Here is a 25972-nt window from a genome sequence, read left to right on the forward strand (position 1 = left end):
CGATGCAGCCGACATCCAGTTGTAATCGGTTTCAGGTCCTCGGCTTCATGGCGCTCCCATCGGTAAGCTCGGCGGCTGCCGCCAGCGTCAGCAACTGCCCGTCGTCCAGGCCGGATCCGGGCAGCGGCCGGACGTCGGTGACCCGGGGACCGCCTTCGGTGAGCGTGCCGGTCTTGTCCAGTGCGACCGCGTCCACCTGACCCAGCCGTTCCATCACCACGGCCGACTTCACCAGGACGCCGTGCCGTCCGGCGTTGGCGATGGCCGACAGCAGGGGCGGCATGGTGGCCAGCACCACCGCGCACGGAGAGGCCACGATCATGAACGTCATGGCGCGCAGCAGCGCGTCGGTGAGCTCAGCGCCGAAGGCCAGCGGCACCAGGAAGACGGCCAGGGTCGCGGCCACCATGCCCAGTGAGTAGCGCTGTTCCACCTTCTCGATGAACAGCTGGGTGGGGGCCTTGGTCTCGGACGCCTCCTGCACCATGCGGACGATCCGGGCGATCACCGAGTCGGACGCGTCCCGCTCGACCCGGACCCGCAGCGAGCCGGTGCCGTTGAGGGTGCCCGCGAAGACCTCGTCGCCCCGCTCCTTCGCCACGGGCAGCGGCTCCCCCGTGATGGTCGCCTGATCCACCTCGCTCGCCCCGTCCAGCACCCGGCCGTCGGCGCCGACCCGCTCCCCGGGGCGGACGAGGACGGTGTCACCGACCGCCAACTCCTCCACCGGGAGGGTCTGTTCGCCGCCGTCGGGGTCCAGCCGGGTGGCCGTGGCGGGGGCCAGGTCGAGCAGACCGCGGACCGAGTCGGCGGTGCGGGCCGTGGCCAGGGCCTCCAGCGCGCCGGAGGTGGCGAAGATGACGATGAGCAGGGCGCCGTCCATGACCTGGCCGATCGCGGCCGCGCCCAGGGCGGCGACGACCATCAGCAGATCGACGTCGAGGGTGCGGTCCTTGAGCGCCTTGAGCCCTTCCCAGCCCGGCTCCCACCCGCCGGTGACGTACGCCAGGGCGTACAGCGGCCCCCATGTCCAGGCGGGGGCGCCGGTCAGCTGCAAGGGGAGCGCGAGCAGGAAGAGGACGGTGGCCGCGGCGGCCCAGCGTGCCTCGGGGAGCGCGAGGACGCGGGTACGCCGCCGGGGCGCGGTCCCGGGGCGCTCGGGCGTGGCCCGTTCGGCCTGCTGCGGCGTGAGGGTGGAGGTCATCGGGGGTCCTTCTGGCGGGGGCGCGTCGACTCCCCTCACCATACAGGAATACATGAAGACTCATTCATGCCTTCATGCGACGGCTGGTCGCCACCCCTCCCCTCCCGCCGTCACCGCACCGGTATGGCCACGTACTGGTACTCCAGGAACTCGTCGATCCCCACCCGGCCGCCTTCCCGGCCCAGCCCGGACTGCTTGACCCCGCCGAACGGGGCCGCCGGGTTGGAGACGAGGCCGGTGTTCAGGCCGACCATCCCCACCTCCAGGCCCTCGCTGACGCGCAGCCCCCGGTCCAGCCCCTGGGTGAAGACGTAACCGACCAGGCCCCACGGCGTGTCGTTGGCGCGGCGCAGCACCTCCTCCTCGTCGTCGAAGGTGAGGATCGCGGCGACCGGGCCGAAGATCTCCGTGTCCATCAGGCGGCTGCCCGGGTCCACGTCCGTGAGCACGGTCGGCGGGTAGAAACACCCCGGCCCTTCCGGCGTCCGGCCGCCGACGAGCACCCGGGCGCCCCGTTCGACGGCGTCGGCGACGAGTTCCGCGACCTTGGCCCGTCCGGTGGTGTCGATCAGCGGTCCGACGTCGACGCCGTCGCGCGTGCCGGGGCCCACCACCAGCGCGCCCATCCGCTCGGCGAGCCTGCGCCCGAACTCCTCGGCCACCGACCGGTGCACGAAGAACCGGTTCGCGGCCGTGCAGGCCTCCCCCATGTTGCGCATCTTGGCGACCATCGCCCCGTCCACGGCCACCTCGAGGTCGGCGTCGTCGAAGACGATGAACGGCGCGTTGCCGCCCAGCTCCATCGAGGTGCGCACGACGGTGTCGGCGCACTGCGCGAGCAGCAGCCGGCCCACGGCGGTGGAGCCGGTGAAGGACAGTTTGCGGATCCGGCCGCCGCGCAGCAGCGGCTCGCACACCTCGCCGGCGCGGGAGGTGGTGACGACGTTCAGCACGCCGTCCGGCAGGCCCGCCTCCTGGAGGATCCCGGCCAGTGCCAGGCTGGACAGCGGGGTCTGCGGGGCGGGCTTGAGGATCATCGTGCAGCCCGCCGCGATCGCCGGGCCGATCTTGCGGGTGCCCATGGCCAGCGGGAAGTTCCACGGTGTGATCAGCAGACAGGGGCCGACCGGGCGGCGGGAGAGCAGCATGCGGTTGCGGCCGTCGGGCAGCAGTCCGTGGTCGCCGTCGATGCGGACGGCCTCCTCGGAGAACCAGCGGAGGAACTCGGCGGCGTAGGCCACCTCTCCCCTGGCCTCGGTGAGCGGCTTGCCCATCTCGGAGGTCATCAGGTGGGCGAGCTCGTCGGTGCGCTCCAGGATGAGTTCATGGGCCCTGCGCAGGATCTCGCTGCGCGCCCGGGGCGCCGTGCGGGCCCAGTCGCGCTGGGCCTGGACGGCCGCCTGCTCCGCGAGCCGGGCGTCCTTGGGACCGGCGTCGGCGACGCGGCAGAGGATCTCACCGGTGGCGGGGTCGTCGACGGGCATGGTGGCGCCGTCCGCGGCGTCCACCCAGGCACCGCCGATGAACAACTGCGTCAGAACCTCGGTCATGTGGTCTCTCCTGGTCGGTCGGCGGCGGGGTCGAGGAGTTCGGCGAGATGCAGGGCGCGCACGTCCCGGTCGCCTGCGAGGTGGTCGATCTGGGTGGCGCAGCTGAAGCCGTCGGCGACGACGGGGCGTCCGCCGAGGGCGTCGAGGCGGGGCTTGAGGGCGAGGTCGGCGACGGCGATGGAGGTGTCGTAGTGCTGGGCTTCGAAGCCGAAGTTGCCGGCCAGGCCGCAGCAGCCCTCGGCCTCGTCGACCTGGCCCGCTCCGAGGCGGCGCAGCAGGTCGGCGGGGCGGTGGCCCTTGAAGGTGGCGTACTCGTGGCAGTGGGTCTGGAGTACGACGTTCTCGGGGAGCGGCGGCGGGCTCCACCCCGGGTCGGCCAGATCGGTCAGCGCACCCGTGAAGGTGTGCACGCGGTCGGCGACCCGCTGGGCCGCCTCGGTGCCGAGCAGCTCCGGCACGTCGCGTTTGAGGGCGGCGGCGCAACTGGGTTCGGCCACGATGATCGGCCGGTCGTCGCCGTTGTCGAGGGCGGCCACCGTCCGGGCCATGATCCTGCGGGCCGTGGACAGCTGGCCGGTGCTGACCCAGGTCAGCCCACAGCAGAGGCCGTCCTTCGGCGTGCAGGGGATGCCGGCGTCGGCGAGCACGCGGCCGGCCGCTGCGGCGACCTGGGGGCGGAAGGCGCGGGTGAAGCTGTCGACGAAGAGGACGGCCCTGGCCTCCCCCTGGGGCTTCACCGCGCGGAGGGCTGCACGCAGGGCGCGGCGCGAGGCGAAGGCGGGGATCCGGCGCTCGGTGGTCACTCCGCCCAGGCGTGCGAGGAGTGTGCCGAGTGGTCCGCGGAGGAGGGCGTTGACGGGGCGGGCGGCGTAACCGGCCAGGGCCGAGGTCAGCGGCAGCCAGCCCAGGGAGTAGTGGGAGCGGGGCCGCAGGCGGCCTTTGTAGTGCCGGTGGAGGAACTCGGCCTTGTAGGTGGCCATGTCGACTCCGACCGGGCAGTCGCTGGAGCAGGCCTTGCACGACAGGCACAGGTCCAGTGCGTCGCGGACGTCGGTGGAGCGCCAGCCGTCCGTGACGGCCTCGCCGCGCACCATCTCCTGGAGCATGCGGGCCCGGCCGCGGGTGGAGTGGTTCTCCTCGCCGGTGGCCCGGTAGCTGGGGCACATCACGCCGCCCGCGTCGCTGCGGCAGCGCCCGACGCCGACGCAGCGACGCACCGCGCCGGCGAAGCCGTCCTGGTCGTGCGGGAAGCCGAACGTCGTTTCCAGCAAGGGCAGTTCACGCAGGGCGAGGTCGGCGTCCAGGGGTGCGGGGTCGATGATGACGCCGGGGTTGAGCAGCCCGTGGGGGTCGAAGGCCTGCTTGAACGCGGCGAACGCGGCGATCATGCGGTGGCTGTACATCACCTTCAGCAGCTCACCGCGGGCCCGGCCGTCACCGTGCTCACCGGACAGGGTGCCGCCGTGCTCGACGACCAGCGCGGCAGCCTCGGTCACAAACCGCCGCATCACGGTGCGGCCGGCGTCCGTGGCCGGGTCGAAGTCGATCCGGACATGAACACAGCCCGCGCCGAAATGCCCGTAGAGCACACCGGTCAGCTCGTTCGAGGCGAGCAGCTTGCGGAAGTCACGCAGGTAGGCGGCCAGGTCCTGGGGTGCGACGGCCGCGTCCTCCCAGCCGGGCCAGGACTCGCCCCCGTCGACCAGCCGTGCGGCGAGGCCGGCTCCGTCCTCGCGCACCCGCCACAGCGAGCGCCGCTCCGCCGGACTGGCCACGACCCGGCCGCCGGTCAGCCTGCCCCGGCTCTTGAGGGTGTCCAGCAGTGCGGCGGCGCGGGCGTTCACCTCCGCCTGGTCGTCGCCTTCGAGCTCGACGTACAGCCAGGCACGGCCCTCGGGCAGACCGGTGACGGAGTCGGGGCCGCGGCGCGCACGCATCGTGGCCACGATCGCTTCGTCCATGCCTTCGACCGCGCTGGGCGAGCAGCGCAGGATCTCCGGGACGTCCTCGGCCGCCTCGACCACGTCGTCGTAGCCGAGCGTGAGGAGGGTGGAAGCCCGTGCGGTCGCCACCAGGCGGACCGTCGCGGCGGTCACGACCGCACAGGTGCCTTCAGTGCCCACCAGAGCACGCGCCAGGTCGAAGCCGTTCTCCGGGAGCAGGTGCTGGAGCTGGTAGCCGGAGACCTGCCGCGGGATACGCCCCAGTTCCGTCCGGAGCAGGGCCAGATTGTCCTGCACCAGACGCTTGAGATCCGCCTCCAGCCGGGCGACGCGCGCCCCGTCACGAGGGTCGTGCGGGTGCAGTCCGGCCTGGTCGGCCACGGCCCGCACGCCGTCGGCCGTCACGATCTCCAGCGCCACGACATGCCCGCTGGTGCGCCCGTCGCGCACCGACCGGTTCCCGCACGCGTCGTTGCCGATCATCCCGCCGAGGGTGCACCGGCTGTGCGACGAGGGGTCCGGACCGAAGTCCAGCCCGTGCAGGGCGGTCGCGCTGCGCAGGGCGTCGAGGACGACACCCGCCTCGACCCGGGCGGTACGCGCCTGGACGTCGATCTCCAGGATCCGGTTCATGTACCGGGAGAAGTCCAGCACCACCCCCGGCCCGACCGCGTTGCCCGCCATGCTCGTGCCACCGCCACGGGCCGTGACCGGCACACCCGCCTCGCGGCACGCCCGCACCACCGCCACCACATCCTCGGCGCCCCGCGGGAAAACCACCGCCCGCGGCGGCACCCGGTAGTTGGAGGCGTCGTAGGCGTAGGGACCGGTGGCCCCCGGGCCGCTCTCCACCCGCAGACCGGGCGCCGACTCGGCGATACGGGACATGAGACCCGCCAGGTCGCGGGTGGTGGTGGTCATCGCCGGGACGCTCCCGACGTGCCGGCTTCGACCGCGTTCGCCCAGGCCTGGAGGCCCTCGTCGACGCCCGTCTCGTCGATCACGAGCGCCGGGATCATGCGGACGACCTGGTTCCACGCGCCGCACAGCAGCAGGAGCAGGCCTTCGTCGATGGCGGCGCGCTGGACGCGGGCGGCGGTCTCGGGGTCGGGGCTGCCGTCCTCGGTGACGAACTCGGTGGCGAGCATGAGGCCGAGGCCCCGGACCTCACCGATGCCGGGGGTCCGGTCGGCCATGGCCTCCAGACCCTGGCGCAGCCGCCGGCCCATCGCGTCGGCGTTCTCGACGAGCTTCTCGTCGCGTACGACGTCCAGGGTCGCGCAGGCGGCGGCGCAGGCGACGGCGTTGGCGCCGTACGTGCCGCCCTGCGAGCCGGGCCAGGCTTTGGTCATCAGTTCCTCGGAGGCGGCGATGCCGGAGAGGGGGAAGCCGCTGGCCAGGCCCTTGGCGGTGACGAGGATGTCGGGGGTGACGCCGAAGTGGTCGTGGCCCCAGAAGCGGCCGGTGCGGCCGACGCCGGTCTGCACCTCGTCGAAGATCAGCAGGAAGCCGTGCCGGTCGGCCCGCTCCCGCAGGCCTTCCAGGAAGGCGCGGTTCGCGGGGACGTAGCCGCCCTCGCCGAGGACCGGCTCGACGATGATCGCGGCCGTGTCGGCGGGCGAGGAGATCGTCTGGAGGGTGTAGTCGAGTTCCTTCAGGGCGAAGCGGGTGGCGGTCTCCTCGTCCCAGCCGTACCGGAAGGGCGTCGGGAACGGGGTGACGACCACACCGCTCATCAGCGGCGAGAAACCGGACCGGAAGCGGATGCCGGAGGTCGTCATGGAAGCGGCGGCGACCGTACGGCCGTGGAAGCCGCCGTGGCAGACCAGCACGTTGGGACGGCCGGTGGCCTGGCGGGCCAGCCGCAGTGCCGCCTCGACTGCCTCGCTGCCGGAGTTGGTGAAGAACAGGCTGTCCAGTCCGGCCGGCAGCACCTCGCCCAGCTTGTCGACCAGACGGCGCAGCGGCTGGTGCATGACGGTCGTGTACTGACCGTGGATCAGGGTGCCGACCTGCTCCTGCGCCGCCGCCACGACCTTGGGGTGGCAGTGCCCGGTGCTGGTGACACCGATGCCGGCGGTGAAGTCGAGGTAGCGGCGGCCGTCCTCGCCGTAGAGGTGGACGCCCTCGCCCCGGGCCGCCACGACGGGCGTGGCCTGGCGAAGGTGCGGCGACAGTGCGGTCATGTTGTCTCCCGGCCGTACGTCGAGGTGTGGTTGCTGGGCTCAGCTCCGGAAACCGAGCATCCAAGCCGTAGCGGGGGGCGACAACGCGTGATCTGTCCGGCCGGAACCCGTTGTTCGGACGTTGTGTCAAGGGCCGGGTCCCCGGAGCACCACCCGTCCCGTCCGTGGACAGCTCTTGCGCAGGTCAGCCCCGCTTGTCAGAGTGACCGGGCATGCAGGGAGGCGCCGTGAACGATCACCCCGCGCAGGCCGGTCGAGCACCGACCCTCGCCGACGTCCTCGCCCTGCCCGTCCTGGCGGCCGGACAGCCCCAGGTCGTCACGGGGCTGGCCGGGCTGGACCGGCCGGTGCGCTGGGTGCACATCACGGAGCTGACGGACCCGGCCTCCTTCCTCAAGGGCGGCGAGCTGGTGCTGACCACCGGCATGCCCCTGCCGGAGGACGCGTCGGGGGTCCGCCGGTACGTCGACGAGCTCACCGAGGTGGGGGCGGCCGCCCTGGTCATCGAGCTGGTACGGCGCTTCCACCGGCCGCCCGACGCACTCGTGCAGGCCTGCCGGAGCCGGGGTCTGCCCCTGGTCACCCTCGCGCGGGACGTCAACTTCCTGGAGGTCACCCAGGTCGTGCACGCGCTCATCCTCGGCAGCCAGGCCGAAGCGATGCGGCGGACCCAGCGCATCCACGAGGCGTTCACGGCGCTGACGCTGCGCGGGGCGGGGCCGGAGGACGTGGTGCGGGCGGCCGCGGAGATGAGCGGACGGACGGTGGTGCTGGAGAACCTGGTGCACCAGGCGCTGATCTGCGAGCCCTCGGGAAGCACCGTGGAGGAGGCGCTCGGCGCCTGGGAGCGGCGGTCCAGGGCGGCCGAGCCCGGCGACCACACGCAAGTGGGCGGCCCGGAGGGGTGGCTCACCGCCCCCGTCTCCTACCAGGGCGAGCGCTGGGGGCGACTGGCCATGCTGCCCGCCGAAGGGTCCGTCTTCGGGGCGGAGCACATCACCGTCCTGGAACGGACGGCGATGGCCCTGACCGTGGCCCGGCTCATCCACACCACCCCCTGGGAGCGCACGGCACACCGCAACGCCCTGCGGGAGCTGACGGAGCAGCGCCACCACTCCCCCGAGGACGTTCGCGCCCGCTGCGCCGCCCTGGGTCTGCCCACGGACGGCGGTGGCTTCGTGGCCATCCTCCTGGACCTGGGATCCGGTGGGCAGGGCGCCGAGCCGGAGACGCTGCTGCACCGGGAGCTGAGGTCGGCCGGTGTGCCGGCCCTGGTGGGGGAACTCGCCCCCGGCCGTCTGGGCGTGCTGCTGGCCCCGCGCCCGGCCCAGCCCTGGCGGCCGGTGGCGGAACGGCTGAGCCGCACCGCGCTGGCGCTGGCCCCAAAGACGATCGTCGGCGTCGGCTCACAGGTGACGGATCTCGCCGACACCGCCCGCTCGTTCCGGGACGCGGCCCGGGTCATCGAGGCCACTCCGCCCGGCCAGTCACCGCCCCCGGACCGTTCCTTCCACGAGGTGCCGGACATCGACCTGCGGCGGCTGCTGTACGCGCTGCGCGAGGACACCCGGATCCAGGACTACACGGAACGCCGGCTGGGGCGGCTCATCGACCACGACACCCGGCACGGCACCGACCTGCTGACGACGCTGGGCCACTACCTCGACGCCGCCGGCAACAAGACCACGGCGGCCCGCCGCGGCGGCCTGTCCAGGGAGACCATGTACCAGCGCCTGCGCACGATCGAACGCCTCCTCGACACCGACCTGGAGTCCGGCGACCGCCGCACCGAACTCCATGTGGCCCTCACGGTGCTGCGGGTCCTGCGCGTCGGCTGAAGGAAGGGGGGAAGCGCACCGCGTGTAACGCTTTCCGCGTCCCGTCCCAAGAACGAGTGACAGGCACCTGTCGACGAGAGAGGGACATTCGTGGATGACGCGGAACGGTTACGGGGCGGGCCCGCGGAGGCGGTCGGTGACCCGCGGCTCTTCGAGGAGTTCTATCGCCGTCACGTCGACGCGGTGCTGCGCTTCGTGGCCCGGCGGGTCGACGACCCGCACACGGCGGCCGATCTGACGGCCGAGATCTTCCTCGCCGTCCTCGACTCGGCCGGCAGCTACCGCCCGCACCTCGGCAGCGAGACCGCCTGGCTGTACGGCGTCGCGCGCAACGTGGTGTCGTCGGAGCGCCGCCGGGTCGCCCGGGAGACCGAACGGGACCGGCGCATCCGCGGGCGGCGGTTGCTGGAGCCCGACGACATCGCCCGCATCGAGGACAGACTCGACGCGGAGAGTCCGGGGCGACGCCTGCTGGCCGCGCTGGCAAGGCTCCCCGAGGGCGAGCGGGCCGTCATGGAACTGATCGCTGTCGACCAGCTCACGGTCACCGAGGCCGCGGCCGCGCTCGGCATCCGCCAGGTCACGGCCCGGGTCCGGCTGCACCGCGCCCGCAAGGCGCTGCGGGCCGAGACGGACGGCCGGACCGCACAGGCCCCGCAGACAGCGCTGGTGCACGTCGCGAAGGGGGAAGCATGAGCACGAGGACGACGTTCGAGGACCGGCTGCTCGACGAGTTGAAGAGGGAGATCGAGCGGCGCGAGGCCGGGGCCGGCATCGACGGGGTCGGGGCGCCGGCGTCGTCGCGCCGCCGGGTCGCCCCGCGCCGGATCGCCGTGGTGGCCGCGGCCTGCGCGGCGGCCTGGGCCGCCACGGTGGCGATGCCCGGCTCACCCGCCGACTCCGGCGCGTACGCGGTGGAGCGCCATGACGACGGGAGGGTCGAACTCACCGTCAGGAAAAAGGTCTTCGGCATCGACGACCAGCTGGAACTCGCGGAACGCGTGCGCCCCTGGGGCATCCGGGTGGATGTGGTCGCACCCGGGGACCTGTGCAGCTCGTGGGACATCCCCCAGGTCATGGTTGTCACCGCCGAGGGCCACCCCGTCCGCGCCTGGCCCGTCACCCTGCGCCGGGGCAGCACGCTGGTGATCGAGAACTCCTGGGGCGAGCCGGTGCCCCGGGGCGAGATCGAGCGCTACCGGCTGAAGCCCTGCGGCCGGTGAGCACCCGGTCGGGCTGGCTCGACGCGCTGCGCGCACTCGCCGCGCTGGTCGTGGTGTTCGACCACTCGTCGCATGCCTTCATGCCGGACTTCCGGCGGGAGCTGATGCCGCACTTCAACACCAGCCGTTACGGCATCATGGTGTTCTTCCTGGTCAGCGGCTACATCGTCCCGGCGTCGCTGGAACGCCGGGGCTGTGTGCGGGCGTTCTGGATCGGGCGGGTCTTCCGGATCTACCCGTTGTGGGCGGTGGTCGTCGCCATGCTGCTCACGGTCGACCTCCTGGGGCTCGCGAAGCTGCCCGGCTTCGGCGGGCAGGGCGCGGTCGGCGTGGTCCTCGCCCACGCCACCCTGCTCCAGGAACTGCTGGGGACACCCAATGTCCTGCTCGTCCTGTGGACGCTCTCGTACGAGATGTGTTTCTACCTGCTGGTCGTCGCCCTCTTCACGGTCCGGCTGCACCACCGGTCCGCTCAGGCCGCGGTGGTGCCGGCCCTGCTCGCGGTGGTGAGCGCGGGGGCGGGGGCGGTGCTGCCGGTGTCCGCGCTGTCCGGTCTGGTCGGCACCGGTCCGCTGATCGCGTTCGCGTCGATCGCCATGGGTGTCGCGCTCTGCTGTGCGAGCTGCGCCTCACCGGTGCCGCGGGTGTGCGGGGGTGTGCTGGGCGGGGTGCTGGCGCTGGCGCTGGTGGCGTTCAACGGCACGGTCCCGGTGTGGGAGGGCCTGGTGATCCTCGCCGTCATGTTCTGCGGGACGGCGGTCCATCGGGCCGAGTGCGGGCAGATCACCTGGCACCGGGCCGTGGGCACGGCGGTCCTGGTGATCGCCTGCGCCGTGGCAAGCGCCCACCGGTACGGCGACGGCCACCACTTCACACGGCGCGGCTGGATCATGGCGTTCCTGCTGGCCGTTCTGACCTTCGCCGCCGGGGCGGCGTGGCGCCGGCGGCACGTACCGGCTCCGCTGACCGGCCTGGGCGCGATCAGCTACTCGATCTATCTGGTGCATCCGGTGCTGCTGGCGGTGGTCGACGGCACCGTCGGACGGCGGCACGACGACCACATCGTCCTCGAAGCTGCCTTCTTCGCCCTCCTGTTGCCGCTGTCCGTACTGACCCACCGGTACGTCGAGGCCCCGGGCCAGGCCGTGGGCCGTCGGCTGGCCCGCCCTGCGCGGGCTCAGGTGTCGAAGTCCACCGTCAGCGTCTCGGACACCGGGAACGACTGGCACGTGAGGACGTAACCCGCGTCGACCTCGGACGGTTCGAGGGCGAAGTTGCGGCGCATGTCGGCCTTGCCGTCGGTGACCTGGGCACGGCAGGTGCCGCAGACGCCGCCCTTGCAGGCGAAGGGGAGGTCGGGGCGGGTCTGCTGGGCGCCTTCGAGGATGGTGCGTTCGCGGGGCAGGGCGGAGGTGGTGGAGCGGCCGTCCAGGGTGATGGTGACCTGGCTGACCGGGCCGGACGGGCCGGTCTCGGCGTGGTGGACCTCGCGGACGGGTTCGTCGTCGGCGTAGAACAGCTCTTGGTGGACGCGGTCGGTGGGCACACCGAGGCCGGTCAGGACCTGCTGGGCGGCACGGACCATGCCGTGCGGGCCGCACAGCCACCAGTGGCCGGCCGACTCCACGTCGACCAGCGCGTCGACGAGGGCGGAGAGCCGCTCGGCGTCGAGGCGGCCGGAGAGCACCTCGGCCTCGCGCGGCTCGCGGGACAGGACGTGGGCGAGCTGGAACCGCGTCGGGTGGAGGTCCTTCAGGTCGGCGAGCTCGTCGGCGAACATCACCGTGCCGGTGCGGCGGTTGCCGTAGAGGAGGGTGACGCGCGAGCGGGAGTCGGCGGCCAGGACCGACTCGGCGATGGAGACCATGGGCGTGATGCCGGAACCGGCGGCGATCAGGACATGGTGGCCGGGGACGGTGAGGTCCGGGGTGAAGGCCCCGGTGGGCGCCATCACCTCGACGATGTCACCTGGGCGCACCTCGTGCACGAGCCAGGAGGAGAACAGGCCGCCGGGGACGACCCGGACGCCGATGCGCGGGGCCGTGCCCGCCGGTGAGCAGATCGAGTACGAGCGGCGTTCGTCCCTGCCGTCGATGTCGCGCCGCAGGGTGAGCGACTGTCCGGGGGCGAAGGTGAACTCCTCGGCCAGCTCGGCCGGGATGTCGAAGCTGACGGCTGCCGCGTCCTCGCACAGGGGCTGGACGGCGGCGACCCGCAGGGGGTGGAAGACCGGACGTCGGCGGGCACGCGGGCGGGCCGCCTCGGCGGGGGCCGGCTCCATCAGGTCCTCCATCAGATCTCCTTGACGTACTCGAACGGCTCGCGGCAGGCGAGGCAGCGCCACAGGGCCTTGCAGGACGTGGCGCCGAAGCGGGAGGTCTCTTCGGTGTCGGGGTGGCCGCAGCGGGGGCAGGGCACGGAGCGGCGGGTCGGGGACAGGACGAGCGGGACGGGGCCGGCGGTGTGCGCGGGCGCGGCCCCGGGCGGGGCGATGCCGTGCTCGGCCAGCTTGCGGCGGCCGTCCGCCGTGATCCAGTCGCTGCTCCAGGGCGGGTCGAGGACCGTGCGGATCTCGACGCGCTCGTAGCCGGCGTCCCGCAGCCGGGCGGCCACGCCCGCGCGCATCTCCGCCATCGCCGGGCAGCCCGAGTAGGTCGGTGTCAGGGCGGCGACGACCCTGCCGTCCGGGGTCAGCGTCACCTCGCGCAGCACGCCGAGGTCGGCCAGCGTGAGCATGGGCAGTTCGGGGTCGGGCACCTGCTCGGCGATCCGCCGGGCCCGCCGCGCGTCCAGCAGTGCCGTCACCATGTCGCCTCCGGGTGCGCGCGGGCCACGCCCTGCAACTCGGCCAGCAGCGGGGCCAGATGCTCCGTGTGCTCCCCGGTGCGGCCGGAGCCGGGCAGGGGCCGGTAGACGGGCATGGGCAGTCCGGCCGCCTCGGTGACCTGGCGCAGCACGGCGACGACCTCGTCCCGGACGTCGCAGGCCGTGAACAGCTCGCCCAGGTAGGGCGCCACCTGCTCCTGCGCCCTGCGCATCCGGCGGTGCGACTCCTCGGTGCCGTCGCCGAGCCGCACGGCCCACTCGGCCGCGTACTGGCGGTGGTAGGTCAGCTCCTTCACGCCCTTGGCGGTGATCGCCGCGAGCACCGGGTCGCGGTGGGCGGCGAGCCGCTCGAACTGGGCCAGGCGCCAGCTGGAGAACACCAGCAGCCGGACGATCGAGAAGGCGAAGTCCCCGTTGGGCAGTTCGGCCAGACGTACGTTGCGGAAGTCGCCTGCGTCGCGGAAGTAGGCGAAGGCGTCCTCGTCGCGGCCGGTGCCGTCGGCCTGGCCCGCGCGGGAGTAGAGCAGACGGGCCTGGCCGAGCAGGTCGAGGCCGATGTTGGCCAGCGCCACCTCCTCCTCCAGCTCGGGGGCGCGCGTGGTCCACTCGGCGAGCCGCTGGGCCGAGACCAGGGCGTCGTCGGCCAGGGTGACGCAGAGGTCCGCCAGTTGACCGGTGTCGACACCTTCCGGGACGGTGGTGTCGACGCCGTGCAGGGGGTCCTCGAAGCCGGTGCCGTATGCCCAGCGGGTGTCGTCCTCGTGTCCCTCGGCGAGGGTCAGGTAGACGTGGTCGTCGCTCATGCCCTCTCCTTCAGATGTGCGGAACGTCGTCGGGGATGTCGTAGAAGGTCGGGTGGCGGTAGACCTTGTCGGCGCTGGGCTCGAAGAAGGGGTCCTTCTCGTCGCGGGTGGAGGCGGCGATGTGCTCCGAGCGCACGACCCAGATGGACACGCCTTCGTTGCGGCGGGTGTAGAGGTCGCGGGCGTGGGTGAGCGCCATGCGGTCGTCGGCCGCGTGCAGCGAGCCCACGTGGACGTGGTTCAGGCCGCGCTTGCCGCGCACGAACACCTCGTACAGCGGCCAGTCCTGCTTGCCGGCGGTCATGCCACCGCTCCCTTCCGCGTCCGGGACGCCTGCTTGGCGGCGTGGGCGGTGGCCGCCTCACGCACCCAGGCGCCCTCCTCGTGGGCCGTGCGGCGCCGGGTCACGCGCTGGTCGTTGCACGGTCCGTCGCCCTTGATGACCCGCATCAGCTCGTCCCAGTCGGGCGTGCCGAAGTCGTGGTGGCCCCGCTCCTCGTTCCAGCGCAGCTCCGGGTCCGGGAGCGTCACGCCGAGCTTCTCGGCCTGCGGGACGGTCATGTCGACGAAGCGCCGGCGCAGTTCGTCGTTGCTGTGCCGCTTGATCTTCCAGGCCATGGACCGCGCCGAGTTGGGCGAGGCGTCGTCGGGCGGGCCGAACATCATCAGTGACGGCCACCACCAGCGGTTCACGGCGTCCTGCACCATCTCGCGCTGCTCCGGTGTGCCGCGCATCATCGTCATCAGCAGCTCGTAGCCCTGCCGCTGGTGGAAGGACTCCTCCTTGCAGATCCGCACCATGGCGCGCGCGTACGGCCCGTAGGACGAGCGGCACAGCGGCACCTGGTTGCAGATGGCGGCACCGTCCACGAACCAGCCGATCACGCCGACGTCGGCGAAGCTCAGCGTCGGGTAGTTGAAGATCGACGAGTACTTCTGGCGGCCCTCGATGAGCCGCTCGGTCAGGTCCGCGCGGTCGGCGCCCAGCGTCTCGGCCGCCGAGTACAGGTACAGCCCGTGCCCGGCCTCGTCCTGGACCTTCGCGAAGAGGATGGCCTTGCGGCGCAGCGACGGGGCGCGCGTGATCCACTCGCCCTCCGGCTGCATGCCGATGATCTCCGAGTGCGCGTGCTGCGCGATCTGGCGGATCAGTGTCTTCCGGTAGCCCTCCGGCATCCAGTCGCGCGGCTCGATCCGCTGGTCGCGCGCGATCGTCGCCTCGAAGTGCTGCTGGAGAACCGGCTCGGCGCCGTCCGCCCCCGGGGGGCTGGAGTGTGTCGTGTCCATCCGTCCCACTTCCCAACCGACCATTCGTTCGGTCCATGGTATGACAAGGCGCGGGCCTTGGTAAGACCCCAGCCCTTGACAGGCACCGAGGCCGCTTGATTACTTGGCGGCACCGAAGCTAACCGAATGTTCGGTCGGGCTACAAGGTGGTGCGAGAAGTGAGTCATACCGCTGACGCGACACCGGCCGCGGAGGCGATGTTCGCCGCGGACGAGGCCTCCCGCGGGCTCGGCATCGAGCTGCTGGAGCAGAGCGAGGGGACCGCCGTCCTGCGCATGACCGTGACCCGGTCGATGGTGAACGGGCACGGCATCGCCCACGGCGGGTACGTCTTCCTGCTCGCCGACAGCGCCTTCGCCTGCGCCTGCAACAGCCACGGCCCGATGACGGTCGCGGCCGGCGCCGACATCACCTTCGTGGCCCCGGCACACGAGGGCGACGTCCTGGTGGCACGGGCCGAGGAGCGCGCGAGGTACGGCCGCAGCGGCCTGTACGACGTGAGCGTCCGGCGCGGCGACGAGGTGATAGCGGAGTTCCGGGGCCGCAGCCGCAGCATCAGGAGCACGAGGCCGGAGGAGTCGGCATGACCAGCGAGACGCAAGGCACGACGGACACCGCGGTCGCGGCCGGACGGCGGGGCGAGCCCCTCCCCCACGACCTGCTGGACGACGCCGAGCGGCTGACGCGTGAGCAGCTGCGCGAGCTCCAGCTCGACCGGCTGCGCCGGAGCCTGCGGCACGCCTACGAGAACGTGGACGCCTACCGGAAGAAGTTCGACGCGGCCGGGGTCACGCCCGAGGACTGCCGCTCCCTGGAGGACCTGGCGCGCTTCCCGTTCACCACCAAGGCCGACCTGCGGGACACCTACCCGTTCGGCATGTTCGCCGTGCCGATGGACCAGGTGCGGCGCGTGCACGCCTCGAGCGGCACCACCGGCCGCCCCACGGTGGTCGGCTACACGGAGAACGACCTGTCCATGTGGTCGGACCTGGTCGCCCGCTCGATCCGCGCCGCCGGTGGACGTCCGGGCCACAAGGTGCACATCTCCTACGGGTACGGACTGTTCACGGGCGGCCTCGGCGCGCACTACGGGGCCGAGCGGGCCGGCTGCCTGGTGATCCCGGCCTCCGGGGGCATGACCGCGCGCCAGGTGCAGATCATCCAGGACTTCCGGCCCGAGATCATCATGGTCACCCCGTCCTACATGCTCACTCTGCTCGACGAGTTCGAGCGCCAGGGCGTCGATCCGCGCACGAGCAGTCTGCGGGTGGGCATCTTCGGCGCCGAACCGTGGACGGAGGAGATGCGCCGCGAGATCGAGGAGCGGACGGACCTCCACGCCGTGGACATATACGGCCTGTCCGAGGTGATCGGCCCCGGCGTAGCCCAGGAGTGCGTGGAGACCAAGGACGGCCTGCACGTATGGGAGGACCACTTCTACCCCGAGGTCGTCGACCCGATCACGGGCGAGGTGCTGCCAGAGGGCGAGGAGGGCGAACTCGTCTTCACCTCCCTGACCAAGGAGGCGCTGCCGGTCGTCCGCTACCGCACCCGCGACCTGACCCGGCTGCTGCCCGGCACGGCCCGGCCCGCGTTCCGCCGCATCCAGAAGATCACCGGCCGCTGCGACGACATGATCATCCTGCGTGGGGTGAACGTCTTCCCCAGCCAGATCGAGGAGATCGTGCTGCGCACCCCCGGCGTCGCCCCGCACTTCCAGATCCAGCTGACCCGGCGTGGCCGCATGGACCACATGACGGTGCGTGTCGAGAGCCGCCCCGGCGCCGGCCCCGAGCGGCGTGAGGCCGCTGCGGCGGCGATCGAGAAGGCCGTCAAGGACGGCATCGGCATCACCGCCGACGTGACGATCGTCGAACCGGAGACGCTGGAGCGCTCCCTCGGCAAACTCCGCCGGGTCAAGGACCTGCGCGAGGCCTGACCCGTGCGGCCGCCGGAGCCCTCATGCGGAGCACCTCGCCTCGCGCACCGGGGTGGACCCGGCCGGGCCGGAGTCGCTCGCCCGGGGTGCCTGTGCCTCCGCGGGGTGCGGGGCCGGCTTGCGGATGAGGAGCAGGGCCGCGTCGTCGTGCAGCCGGCCGCCCACATGGGCCAGCAGTTCGTCGTGGAGGGCGCCGACCGTGCGGGCCGGCTCGGGTGAGACATGGCGCCTCAGGCCTTCGGCGAGGGGGTAGAAGGCGCGGCCGCCGTCACGGGCCTCGGTGACCCCGTCCGTGTAGAGCAGCAGCTGGTCGCCGTCGTCGAAGGGGAGCGTCTGGAGCCCCGGGGTGTGCCCGGTGAGGGCGCGCAGCCCGAGCGGCGGGGCGGGGTGCGTGGGCTCCACCGCGGTGATGCCGCCGGAGGCGCGGACCAGCAGTGGGGGCTGGTGCCCGCAGTTCACCACCTCCAGATGCCCCGCCCGCGGGTATCCGGCGACCACGGCGGTGACGAAGTCGTCACGGCCGAGGTTGCGCGCGAGGCTCCGCTCGATCCGGTCGACCACGGCCAGGAGATCGGCCTCGTCGTGGGCGGCCTCGCGGAAGACACCGAGCACCAGCGCCGCGGTCCCGACGGCGGGCAGCCCCTTGCCGCGCACGTCGCCGACGATCAGCCGCACGCCGTGCGGGGTGGGTATCAGCGCGTACAGGTCCCCGCCGATACGGGCCTCGGCCGCGGCGGCGCTGTAGCGGACGGCCGCCTGGAAGGGCCCGACCGTCGACGGCACGGGCTTGAGCAGCGCGTGCTGGGCGGTCTCCGCGACCGAGCGGACCGCGGCGAGCACCCGCTCCCGGCGCCCGCGCAGGGCGCTGGCCAGGACGCTCGCGAGGGTGACGGCGACCAGGGCCGACAGTACGGCGGTCAGTTCCCGGCCCGGCGCCCCGTCCCGGACGCCGAGCGCCACACCGAGCGCCACGGCGAGAGAGCCGACGCACAGGACGCCGCGCGGCCCACTGGTCGTGGCCGCCAGGGCGGGCCCGGCCGCCAGCAGGGGGAGCCAGATCATCCCGGCTCCGCCGGCGAGGTCGACCGACACGACGAGGGCGACGGCCAGGACCACGAGGACGGGCAGGACAGGTGTACCGGCGGCCAGCCGTACGACGGCACGTCTGCCGTCCGAGGCCCCGGCCCCGGTCACCCGGTTGCTGCTGAACGGCCGTACGGGCCGGTCGTCGACGCCATGGTTGCGGGCTTGGCTCATGTCGGGGTCCGCAGTCCTCACCTGTGCGCGGGGCACGTCGCGAAATGTCTGTTTCATCCAGGGAACGGGGTGAGTCCGGTCACCGGCAAGAAGCGGATTTTCAGATAGTGAGCGAGAGGGACCTGGTCACCCGGCTCGCCGTCGGGAGCAGCCGTTCCCGGATCTCCGGCAGCCGGGAGAGCCGGTTCGACGGCAGCGAGACACCGAGGGAGCCGAGCGTGTCCCCGCTGTAGACCGGGACGGCGACGCAGACCGTGCCGAGGGCGTACTCCTCCAGGTCCGTGACGGCCGGGGCCAGGGGCGGCTTCTCCAGCCGTCTGAGCAGCTCGGGGAGGCTGGTGATGGTCCGTGGGGTGAGATCGGCGAGGTGGTGGCGGGAGAGGTAGTCCTGGCGGGCCTCCTCGTCCAGTTCCCGCAGCACGGACTTGCCCAGGGCGGTGGCGTGCCCCGCGTCCTCGAACCCCACCCAGAGGTCGACGCGGGGGGTGCCGGGGCCGTCGACGATCTCGGCGACCCGGATCTCGCCGTCCTCGTAGAAGGTGAGGTAGGCGGCGCTCGCGAGCTCGTCCCGCAGCGCGGCGAGGGTGGGCCGGACGCGGCTCAGGAGGGCCTGCGCGCGGCCCGTGGAACGCAGGGTCTGGAGCTTGTCGCCGAGGACGAAGCCGCCGTCGTCCAGCTTGCGTACGTATCCGTCGTGGACCAGGGTCCGCAGCAGGTGGTAGGCGGTGGCCAGGGGCAGGCCCGTCTCGCGCGCCAGCTGCTTGGCCGGCGCGCCGTTCTCGTGCGCGCTCACCGCCTCCAGCAGCCGCATGGCCCGCTGGACGGAGTTGATGAGCGTAGGGCCGTCGCGCGCACCCATGGGACCAGCGTGCGCCCGAGGCCCGGTGCGGGCAAGGCGGCCCACGCGGGCGGTGGCGGCCGGCGTCGGCCGGGATGCCCGGCAGGGCGGGGAATAGGCCGGAAGCGGACGAGGGCGGCGAAACGCCGCAGGGGTCCTTCTCGGCCCTCTCCATACCGGCGAACATGCCGTGTCATGGACATCTTGCTTGTCGTCAGCGCGTTCAACAGCCTGTCCCAGCGTGTGTACGCCGAGCTGTCGGACGAAGGGCACCGGGTGGACGTCGTGCTCGCCTCGCACGGGCCCGACGCCGTCCGGGACGCCGTACGCGAGATGGGCCCGGAGCTGATCGTCGCCCCGATGCTGAAGTCGGCCCTGCCCGAGGACGTGTGGCGGGAGCACGCCTGCCTGATCGTCCACCCGGGCCCGCCCGGCGACCGGGGCCCGTCGTCGCTGGACTGGGCGATCGCCGAGGAGGCCCACGAGTGGGGCGTGACGGTGCTCCAGGCCGAGGCGGCCATGGACGCGGGGGACGTCTGGGCGGACGGCTCCTTCCCCGTGCCGCCGGTGGGCAAGAGCGACGTGTACCGCAACGAGTTGTCGGACGCCGCCACGGCCGCCGTGCTGCTGGCCGTGCGGCGCTACGCCGACGGGTCCTACAAACCGCGCCCCCAGAACGAACTCGGCGTCCATGTCATGTGGCGGGACTTCTTCCGCCAGGAGCAGCGGCGCATCGACTGGGACGACGACACGGCGACGGTGCTGCGCAAACTCCGCGGGGCCGACTCGCAGCCGGGCGTCCTGGACGAGATCTGCAACCGGGAGGTGTTCCTGCACGGCGGGCACCCCGAGGACCGGCTGCGCGGGGAACCCGGGGAACTGCTCGCGACCCGGGCCGGCGCGGTCTGCCGGGCCACCCGGGACGGCGCGGTGTGGATCCCGGAGCTGCGCCCTCGCAAGAGTTCCGGTGACCCGGCACCGTTCCGCCGCCCGGCCGCCTCGGTGCTCGCCGGTTTCCCCGCCCCACCCGACAGCGGCCCCGGCATGCCGGGTTCCAACGACCGCCCGTACTGGCTGCCCGAGATCGCCGCACCGCTCGAACTGCCCCCGGGCCGGACCACCTGGACCGACATCCGCTACCGGCAGCGCGGCCGGATCGGCTTCCTGTCCTTCTCGTTCCCGGGCGGGGCGATGAGCACCACCCACTGCCGCAGGCTGCTCGCCGCCTGGCGTTACGCGCTCACCCGGCCCACCTCGGTGCTGGTGCTCGGCGGCGCCCGCGACTTCTTCTCCAACGGCATCCACCTCAACGTCATCGAGGCGTCGAGCGACCCGGCGGGCGAGTCCTGGTCCAACCTCAACGCCATGAACGACCTGGTCGAGGCGGTGCTGCGCACCACCGACCGGCTGGTGGTGGCGGCGCTCGGCGGCAACGCGGCGGCCGGCGGCGTGATGCTCGCGCTGGCCGCCGACGAGGTCTGGTGCCGCACGGGCAGCGTCCTCAACCCGCACTACCGGAACATGGGCCTGCACGGATCGGAGTACTGGACGTACTCGCTGCCCCGCCGGGTGGGCGCCGAGACGGCCGAGCGGCTGACGGCCGAGGCGCGGCCGGTGAGCGCCGCGACCGCCGAGCGGATCGGACTGGTCGACCGTCTGGTGCCGGCCGCGGCGCAGGACTTCTCCGCCGAGGTCGAGCACCTGGCCGCCGACCTGGCCGACGATCCCGACCTCCCGCGCCGGATCACCGCCAAGGCCACGGCACGCCACGCGGACGAGCTCCACCGGCCGCTCGCCGAGTACCGGCGGGCCGAACTCGCCCTTATGCGCGCCGTGTTCTTCGACCCCGAGGCGCCGTACCACGCGCTGCGCTCCGCGTTCGTCCGCAAGCTCCCGAACGGCTCCACCAGGCCGCTGGCCGCCGGGGACGAGCGATGAGCTCGCGACTGCTCGTGGCGGGCGTCGGGAACATCTTCCTCGCCGACGACGCCTTCGGCCCCGAGGTCATCCGTGCCCTGGAACGGCACCCGCTGCCGCCCGGGGTCCGGGTGCGGGACTTCGGCATCCGCGGCATGGACCTGGCGTACGCGCTGCTCGACGGCTACGACACAACCGTCCTGGTCGACGCCGCCGTTCGGGGACACGAGCCGGGCACACTGTCGCTGATCGAGCCGGACCCGCCCGACGGCTCCACGGCGGGCGCCCCGCCCGAGGCGCACGGCATGGACCCGGCGAAGGTCCTCGCCCTGGCCGCCCACCTCGGCGACGAGCCGCTCCCCCGCGTCCTGGTCCTGGCCTGTGAGCCCGAGCTGCGGGCCCCGGCCGACGAGGACATCGCCCCGGGCATCAGCGCGACGGTGGGTGAGGCGGTCAGCCGGGCCGTCACGGCCCTGCACACCATCGTGCCGGTACTGCTCGCCGACCCGGCCGCCACGCCCCCGTTGAGGGCGGTGCGCCGCCGCGTCACCGTGCGCCGACTCCGCCGTCCTGGAACTGGGCGGCGCGAGGCTGGCCTTCTCCACCGACTCCTATGTGGTGCGGCCGCTGTTCTTCCCCGGCGGCAGCCTCGGCGACCTCGCGGTCAACGGCACCGTGAACGAGCGACGGTGGTCACCGTGACGGTGCGTCCGGATGGCACACGTCACCCGCACGAACCGGCGCGTCCAGGGAAGGCGTTACGTCATGGACCAGCCCACGCATCACCCCCGCCCCACCACGAGCCCCGCCGTCACGACCCTGGCCGACCCGCTGGTCAACAAGGGCACCGCCTTCAGCCGGCGCGAGCGCGTGGACCTAGGGCTCGACGGGCTGCTGCCGCCCGCCGTGGAGACCCTGGACGAACAGGTGGCCCGCGCCTACGAGGCGTTCCACGGCTACGACAAGCCCCTCAACCGGCACATCTACCTGCGGCAGCTCCAGGACACCAACGAGGTGCTCTTCTACCGCCTGGTCACCGAGTACCTGGAGGAGCTGCTGCCCGTCGTCTACACACCGACGGTGGGTGAGGCCTGCCGGCGGTTCAGCGAGATCTACCGGCGGCCCCGCGGTCTCTTCCTCACCTGGGAGGACCGGCACCGCTTCCGTGACATCCTGCGCAACCGCCCGCACCGGGACCACGACGTGGACGTCATCGTGGTCACCGACGGGCAGCGCATCCTGGGCCTCGGCGACCAGGGCGTCGGCGGCATGGGCATCCCGATCGGCAAGCTCAGTCTCTACACGGCGATCGGCGGCATCCACCCCGCCCGCACCCTGCCGATCCTGCTCGACGTCGGCACCGACAACGAGACGCTCCTCGACAACCCCCGCTACCTGGGCCGCCGCGCCCGGCGGCTGACCGGCGCCGAGTACGACGAGATGATCGAGGCGTTCGTCTCGGCGGTCGAGGCGGAGCTGCCCGGGACGCTGCTCCAGTGGGAGGACTTCGCCACCGCCCACGCCCATCCGATTCTCTCCCGATACCGCGACCGGCTGCTGACCTTCAACGACGACATCCAGGGCACGGCGGCCGTCACGCTGGGTGCCCTGTCCACCGCGGCGGACGTGGCGGGCACCCCGCTGCCCGAGCAGCGTGTGGTGATCCTGGGCGCGGGGTCGGCCGCCATCGGCGTCGCCGAGATGATCCGTACGGCCATGGCCGACGAGGGCCTGTCCGAGGACGAGGCCACGGCACGGTTCTGGATCCTCGACGTCGACGGCCTGCTGGTGTCCTCGCGTTCCGAACTGACCCCGCAGCAGCGGGCGTTCGCCCGTGACGACAGCGAGGTGGCGGACTGGGAGGGCACCGGCCTCGCCGAGGTGGTGCGCCGTGTCGAACCGACGGCGCTCATCGGGCTGTCGACGGCTCACGGCGCGTTCACCGAGGAGATCGTGCGGCAGATGGCCTCGACCTGTGAACGGCCCGTGGTCTTCCCGCTCTCCAACCCCACCTCGCACTCCGAGGCCGATCCCGCGGACCTCACCCGCTGGACCGACGGCCGGGCGCTGATCGCCACCGGTTCGCCCTTCCCGCCCCTGACGGTCGGCGGGCACGAGGTGCCGGTGGCGCAGTCGAACAACGTGTACGTCTTCCCGGCGATGGGCCTCGCGGTGACCGCGAGCCGGGCCACCCGGGTCACCGACCGCATGCTCGTGGCCGCGGCCCGGGCCGTCGCGCGGTGCGCGGTCCGGGCGGCGGACGGCGAGGACGGCCCGGTGCCGTTGCTGCCGCCCTTGAACGGCATGCGGGAGTCCGCCCGCGAGATCGCCCTGGCCGCCGCTCTGGCCGCCGTCGAGGACGGGGTGGCGCCGCAGGCCACGGAGGACGAGCTGCGCGAGGCCGTCGCCCGGGCACAGTGGACGCCCCGGTACGAGGACTAGGAGCCCGCCCCGGTCCTGCCGGGGACGCGCTGCCGAACGACGCGACGGCCGGCCCCCGGGGGCACCGGTCCTCGGTCGGTCGTCCCTCAGCCGACCCGGATGCCCACGATGCACGTGTCGTCGTCGGTGTCCGACTTGCTGTAGGTCAGGAGACGGTCCAACTGCTGGTCCAGAGTGGTGGGCGCCGAGCGGGCGGTGGTCAGGAGGTGGGTCAGCGACTCCTCCACCGGCCGGTCACGGCGTTCGACCAGACCGTCCGTGTACATCAACAGCGTGTCCTCGGGGGCCAGTTGGAGCTCGGTCTCCTCGTACACGGCCTCGGGGACGGCGCCCAGCAGCAGGCCCTTCACCAAGGGCAGGGGGGCCGCTTCGGTGTCGCGGACGAGCACGGGAGGCAGGTGACCGGCCCGGGCCCAGCGCAGCGTCCGCGTCACCGGGTCGTACAGCCCGCACACCGCGGTCGCGGTGACGGCACCGGTCAGATGGTGCGCCACGATGTTGAGCCACGACAGCAACTGGGCCGGACCGGCGCCGGTCACCGCCAGGCCGCGCAGCGCGTTGCGCAGGACGACCATGCTGGTGGCGGCCTCGATGCCGTGGCCGGCCACGTCCCCCACGCACAGCAGCACCTTGCGGGACGGCAGGACGACGGCGTCGTACCAGTCGCCGCCCACCAGCTGCTCGGTCTCTGCGGGCCGGTAGCGGACGGCCACCTGGAGCCCGGACACCTGCAACGGAGCCTGGGTGGGGGGCATGATGGCGTGCTGCAACTGCAGGGTCAGCCGGTTGCGTTCGGTGGCCTGCTGCTCGGTGTGCGCCAGCTGGTCGCGGGTGGCCGCGAGCGCCACCTCGGTCCAGTGCTGGGCCGAGATGTCCTGGTAGGCACCGCGGATCAGGAGCAACCGGTCGTCGGTGTCGAGCACCGGCTCGGCGACGATCCGGATGTGCCGGGTCACCCCGTCCGGCCGCTGCAAGCGGAAGGCCGCGGCCGCGGGACGCCGGTGGTGCAGCAGCGTGCGCAGGAAGCGGCGGATCGAGACGCCGTCGTCCGGGTGGGCATGGGCCGGCAGCTGCTCCAGGGCGATCGGGGTGCTCGTCTGCGGGCGGCCGTAGAGGTCGAAGAGCTGTCCGTTCCAGGTGATCTCACCCGTGAGCACGTTCTCCTCGAACCCGCCGATGCGGCCGAGCCGTTGGGCGTGCTGGAGCAGGCTCGCCAGGCGTGCCGTCTCGTCCTCGATGCGCCAGATGAGGAGGACCGACATGCCGTGGCGGCTGATGCTGATGTCCGCGATCGCCGACAGGGGGACCTGGTCGACGAGGGCGGTGAGGTTCATCCGGCGGGCCCGGAAGGGTTCACCGGTGGCGTAGACCCGCTCGACGCGCTGGAACAGCTCGCTCTCCCCGGCGGCCATCGGGTAGGCCTCCAGGAGAAGCGCGCCGTTCACGACCGCCCGCGGCCGGCCCGCGGGGTCCATGAAGCGGCTGTTGACGTGCTGGATGCGGAAGTCCACCAGGTGGCCGTCGGCGTCCAGGTGCGGCACCAGGACGAGGGCGGGGTCGTACAGTCCGTCGGCGAGGTCCATCAGCTCGGCGGCGTCCGGCAGGACGCGCGGCTCCTGGGCCGCTCCCTGGGGAGCCGTGTACATCTCCAGGGTGTGCGCGCACAGTTCGGCCAGCGCCTCCACCTGGCGGACGATCTGCGGGGGCTGCGGTTCCAGCGGCGCCGGCCAGGCGATCTCCAGGACGCCGTGGATGCGCCCTCCGGTGCCGGCGGGCAGGGCGACCCGGCCGCCGTCCGGGTGGTGGTGCAGCCCGATGGTGGGCAGTCCGGTCGCGGCGAGGGTGGTGATCCACTGTCCCTCGCGCTCGATGAGGCCCCTCCGTGCGACGGTCACCACGTCCGGCGGGACGTAACGCCAGCGCGCGGCCTCGGCCGGTGAGAAACCGGCGCTGCCCGCCAGGGTGAGCGAACCGTCGGATCCCACGGCCCATACGGCCACCGCCACCGCGCCGAGGGGACGCAGCGCCTGCTCCAGCAGGGCGTCGGCCACGGCCTGGGTGTCGTCCGCCGCCAGCACGCCGCTCTCGGCGGCGCGCAGGCGTACCGCGGCCGACTCGCTCTCGGCTTCGTCGGCGGCCTTGGTGGCGGCCAGGAAGGCGTCCGTCACCTCGGACATCCGGTCCCGGGCGGCCTGGTTGATGACGTCGACGGCGAATTCCAGGGGGGTGACCTGGGACTGCTCGGCCAACTGGGCGAGTTGCCGCGCGGCTTGGGCCGGACCGCACTTCAGCCGCTCGACCAGCACACCCTTGGCGAGCTCGATCAGGGCCCGGCCCTCGGCCTCGGCCTGGGCGGCCCGCACTTCCCGGCTGAGCCGTTCGACGGTGGCGGCGAGCCGGCCCACCGGGGTGGCGGGCGAGAGCTCGTCGAGGTCGGCCGGCTGGTCCTCGCCGGACGCCGACGGCCCGCCGGAGGCCGTTGCCACGCCGTCAGGGGCGCTCCCGCCGAGGGCCTCGCCGTCGGCGGCTCCCGCACTCGGGGCCTGCCCGTCGGGCGCCTGCGCTTCGAGGGCCTTCGGCTCCTCGTCGGCGCTCAGGGGCGGCGCTTCGGACGGCACCGCCGACGGGGACGTCTCCGGACCGGCGGCCGGGCCGGGCTTCGGCTCGCCGCCCTGTCCCGGTTCGCGCGGCTGCTCGGACATGCTCACGGTGTGGAAGC

General features: G+C 72.9%; 19 protein-coding genes and 3 pseudogenes. 10 read left to right on the plus strand and 12 right to left on the minus strand.

All coding sequences use genetic code 11. The features are described 5' to 3' along the window. Nucleotides 1–67: 67 nt before the first annotated feature. The 4 genes and pseudogenes from AB0I06_RS33200 to AB0I06_RS33215 all read right to left on the minus strand — a co-directional run. Nucleotides 68–1204 (minus strand): annotated as a pseudogene (locus tag AB0I06_RS33200) (HAD-IC family P-type ATPase); the annotation flags it as partial. 110 nt (nucleotides 1205–1314) lie between these two features. Then, entirely contained in the window at nucleotides 1315–2754 is a 1440-nt protein-coding gene (locus tag AB0I06_RS33205) for an NAD-dependent succinate-semialdehyde dehydrogenase (protein ID WP_363122583.1), read from the minus strand. Continuing rightward, on the minus strand, nucleotides 2751–5618 hold the full coding sequence (locus AB0I06_RS33210; RefSeq protein ID WP_363122584.1) for an FAD-binding and (Fe-S)-binding domain-containing protein: 2868 nt from the start codon (nucleotides 5616–5618) through the stop codon (nucleotides 2751–2753). Before AB0I06_RS33210 ends, AB0I06_RS33205 begins: the two co-directional genes overlap by 4 nt. Beyond that, the gene (locus AB0I06_RS33215) at nucleotides 5615–6883 is read right to left on the minus strand and encodes an aminotransferase class III-fold pyridoxal phosphate-dependent enzyme (RefSeq protein WP_363122585.1); all 1269 of its coding nucleotides are present in this window, start codon (nucleotides 6881–6883) and stop codon (nucleotides 5615–5617) included. The genes AB0I06_RS33210 and AB0I06_RS33215 overlap by 4 nt, the downstream gene beginning before the upstream one ends. A gap of 227 nt (nucleotides 6884–7110) precedes the next feature. On the opposite strand from AB0I06_RS33215, the gene AB0I06_RS33220 reads away from it, so the two are divergent. The 4 genes from AB0I06_RS33220 (at nucleotide 7111) to AB0I06_RS33235 (ending at nucleotide 11185) form a co-directional block, all read left to right on the plus strand. Continuing rightward, nucleotides 7111–8721, plus strand: coding sequence for a PucR family transcriptional regulator ligand-binding domain-containing protein (locus AB0I06_RS33220; protein ID WP_363122586.1), 1611 nt, complete (start codon nucleotides 7111–7113; stop codon nucleotides 8719–8721). A 90-nt stretch (nucleotides 8722–8811) separates the two neighbouring features. Next, on the plus strand, nucleotides 8812–9417 hold the full coding sequence (locus AB0I06_RS33225) for an RNA polymerase sigma factor (RefSeq protein ID WP_363122587.1): 606 nt from the start codon (nucleotides 8812–8814) through the stop codon (nucleotides 9415–9417). Next, a complete protein-coding gene (locus tag AB0I06_RS33230) occupies nucleotides 9414–9944 on the plus strand; it encodes a hypothetical protein (RefSeq protein WP_363122588.1) in 531 nt (176 codons plus the stop codon). The genes AB0I06_RS33225 and AB0I06_RS33230 overlap by 4 nt, the downstream gene beginning before the upstream one ends. After that, nucleotides 9941–11185 carry an acyltransferase gene (locus tag AB0I06_RS33235; RefSeq protein ID WP_363122589.1) on the plus strand — a complete coding sequence of 415 codons (1245 nt, stop codon included), beginning with the start codon at nucleotides 9941–9943 and terminating at the stop codon, nucleotides 11183–11185. Before AB0I06_RS33230 ends, AB0I06_RS33235 begins: the two co-directional genes overlap by 4 nt. Here AB0I06_RS33235 and paaE read toward each other — a convergent pair. From paaE to paaA, 5 genes are read right to left on the minus strand one after another with little or no spacing between them, the layout of a single operon-like run. Continuing rightward, nucleotides 11122–12237 (minus strand): 1,2-phenylacetyl-CoA epoxidase subunit PaaE, encoded by a 1116-nt coding sequence (gene paaE, locus AB0I06_RS33240; RefSeq protein WP_363122590.1) that lies wholly within the window; start codon nucleotides 12235–12237, stop codon nucleotides 11122–11124. The two genes, AB0I06_RS33235 and paaE, sit on opposite strands and share 64 nt — an antisense overlap. Then, the gene (paaD, locus tag AB0I06_RS33245) at nucleotides 12237–12752 is read right to left on the minus strand and encodes a 1,2-phenylacetyl-CoA epoxidase subunit PaaD (protein ID WP_363122591.1); all 516 of its coding nucleotides are present in this window, start codon (nucleotides 12750–12752) and stop codon (nucleotides 12237–12239) included. Before paaD ends, paaE begins: the two co-directional genes overlap by 1 nt. Next, the gene (gene paaC, locus AB0I06_RS33250; protein ID WP_363122592.1) at nucleotides 12746–13573 is read right to left on the minus strand and encodes a 1,2-phenylacetyl-CoA epoxidase subunit PaaC; all 828 of its coding nucleotides are present in this window, start codon (nucleotides 13571–13573) and stop codon (nucleotides 12746–12748) included. Before paaC ends, paaD begins: the two co-directional genes overlap by 7 nt. A 10-nt stretch (nucleotides 13574–13583) precedes the next feature. Further along, nucleotides 13584–13877 (minus strand): 1,2-phenylacetyl-CoA epoxidase subunit PaaB, encoded by a 294-nt coding sequence (gene paaB / locus AB0I06_RS33255; RefSeq protein WP_094051976.1) that lies wholly within the window; start codon nucleotides 13875–13877, stop codon nucleotides 13584–13586. Beyond that, nucleotides 13874–14860, minus strand: a complete 987-nt coding sequence (gene paaA / locus AB0I06_RS33260) for a 1,2-phenylacetyl-CoA epoxidase subunit PaaA (RefSeq protein ID WP_363122593.1) — start codon at nucleotides 14858–14860, stop codon at nucleotides 13874–13876. Before paaA ends, paaB begins: the two co-directional genes overlap by 4 nt. A gap of 197 nt (nucleotides 14861–15057) precedes the next feature. On the opposite strand from paaA, the gene paaI reads away from it, so the two are divergent. After that, the gene (gene paaI / locus AB0I06_RS33265) at nucleotides 15058–15447 is read left to right on the plus strand and encodes a hydroxyphenylacetyl-CoA thioesterase PaaI (RefSeq protein WP_363122606.1); all 390 of its coding nucleotides are present in this window, start codon (nucleotides 15058–15060) and stop codon (nucleotides 15445–15447) included. Further along, entirely contained in the window at nucleotides 15444–16799 is a 1356-nt protein-coding gene (gene paaK / locus AB0I06_RS33270; protein ID WP_363122594.1) for a phenylacetate--CoA ligase PaaK, read from the plus strand. The genes paaI and paaK overlap by 4 nt, the downstream gene beginning before the upstream one ends. A gap of 21 nt (nucleotides 16800–16820) precedes the next feature. Here paaK and AB0I06_RS33275 read toward each other — a convergent pair whose 3' ends face one another. Both AB0I06_RS33275 and AB0I06_RS33280 read right to left on the minus strand, forming a co-directional pair. Beyond that, nucleotides 16821–17927 (minus strand): PP2C family protein-serine/threonine phosphatase, encoded by a 1107-nt coding sequence (locus AB0I06_RS33275; protein ID WP_363122607.1) that lies wholly within the window; start codon nucleotides 17925–17927, stop codon nucleotides 16821–16823. 229 nt (nucleotides 17928–18156) lie between these two features. Continuing rightward, nucleotides 18157–18915 (minus strand): IclR family transcriptional regulator, encoded by a 759-nt coding sequence (locus AB0I06_RS33280; protein WP_363122595.1) that lies wholly within the window; start codon nucleotides 18913–18915, stop codon nucleotides 18157–18159. A 174-nt stretch (nucleotides 18916–19089) separates the two neighbouring features. Between AB0I06_RS33280 and AB0I06_RS33285 the strand changes: the two genes are divergently transcribed. From AB0I06_RS33285 to AB0I06_RS33300, 4 genes and pseudogenes are all read left to right on the plus strand, one after another. Beyond that, complete coding sequence (locus AB0I06_RS33285; RefSeq protein ID WP_363122596.1) at nucleotides 19090–20832, plus strand: enoyl-CoA hydratase-related protein; 1743 nt, start codon at nucleotides 19090–19092, stop codon at nucleotides 20830–20832. Further along, nucleotides 20829–21338: pseudogene (locus AB0I06_RS33290) on the plus strand (hydrogenase maturation protease); the annotation flags it as partial. The gene AB0I06_RS33285 and the pseudogene AB0I06_RS33290, both read left to right, overlap by 4 nt. A 31-nt stretch (nucleotides 21339–21369) precedes the next feature. Beyond that, a pseudogene (locus AB0I06_RS33295) lies at nucleotides 21370–21495 on the plus strand (hydrogenase expression/formation protein HypE); the annotation flags it as partial. An 81-nt stretch (nucleotides 21496–21576) separates the two neighbouring features. Continuing rightward, nucleotides 21577–23253: an NAD-dependent malic enzyme gene (locus tag AB0I06_RS33300; protein ID WP_363122597.1), complete on the plus strand. Its 1677-nt coding sequence runs from the start codon at nucleotides 21577–21579 to the stop codon at nucleotides 23251–23253. A gap of 86 nt (nucleotides 23254–23339) precedes the next feature. Here the strand turns inward: AB0I06_RS33300 and AB0I06_RS33305 are convergent, their stop codons facing one another. Next, the gene (locus AB0I06_RS33305; protein WP_363122608.1) at nucleotides 23340–25955 is read right to left on the minus strand and encodes a SpoIIE family protein phosphatase; all 2616 of its coding nucleotides are present in this window, start codon (nucleotides 25953–25955) and stop codon (nucleotides 23340–23342) included. Between the last annotated feature and the right edge of the window lie 17 nt (nucleotides 25956–25972).

This window comes from Streptomyces sp. NPDC050674, from assembly GCF_040654575.1.
Lineage (GTDB): Bacteria > Actinomycetota > Actinomycetes > Streptomycetales > Streptomycetaceae > Streptomyces.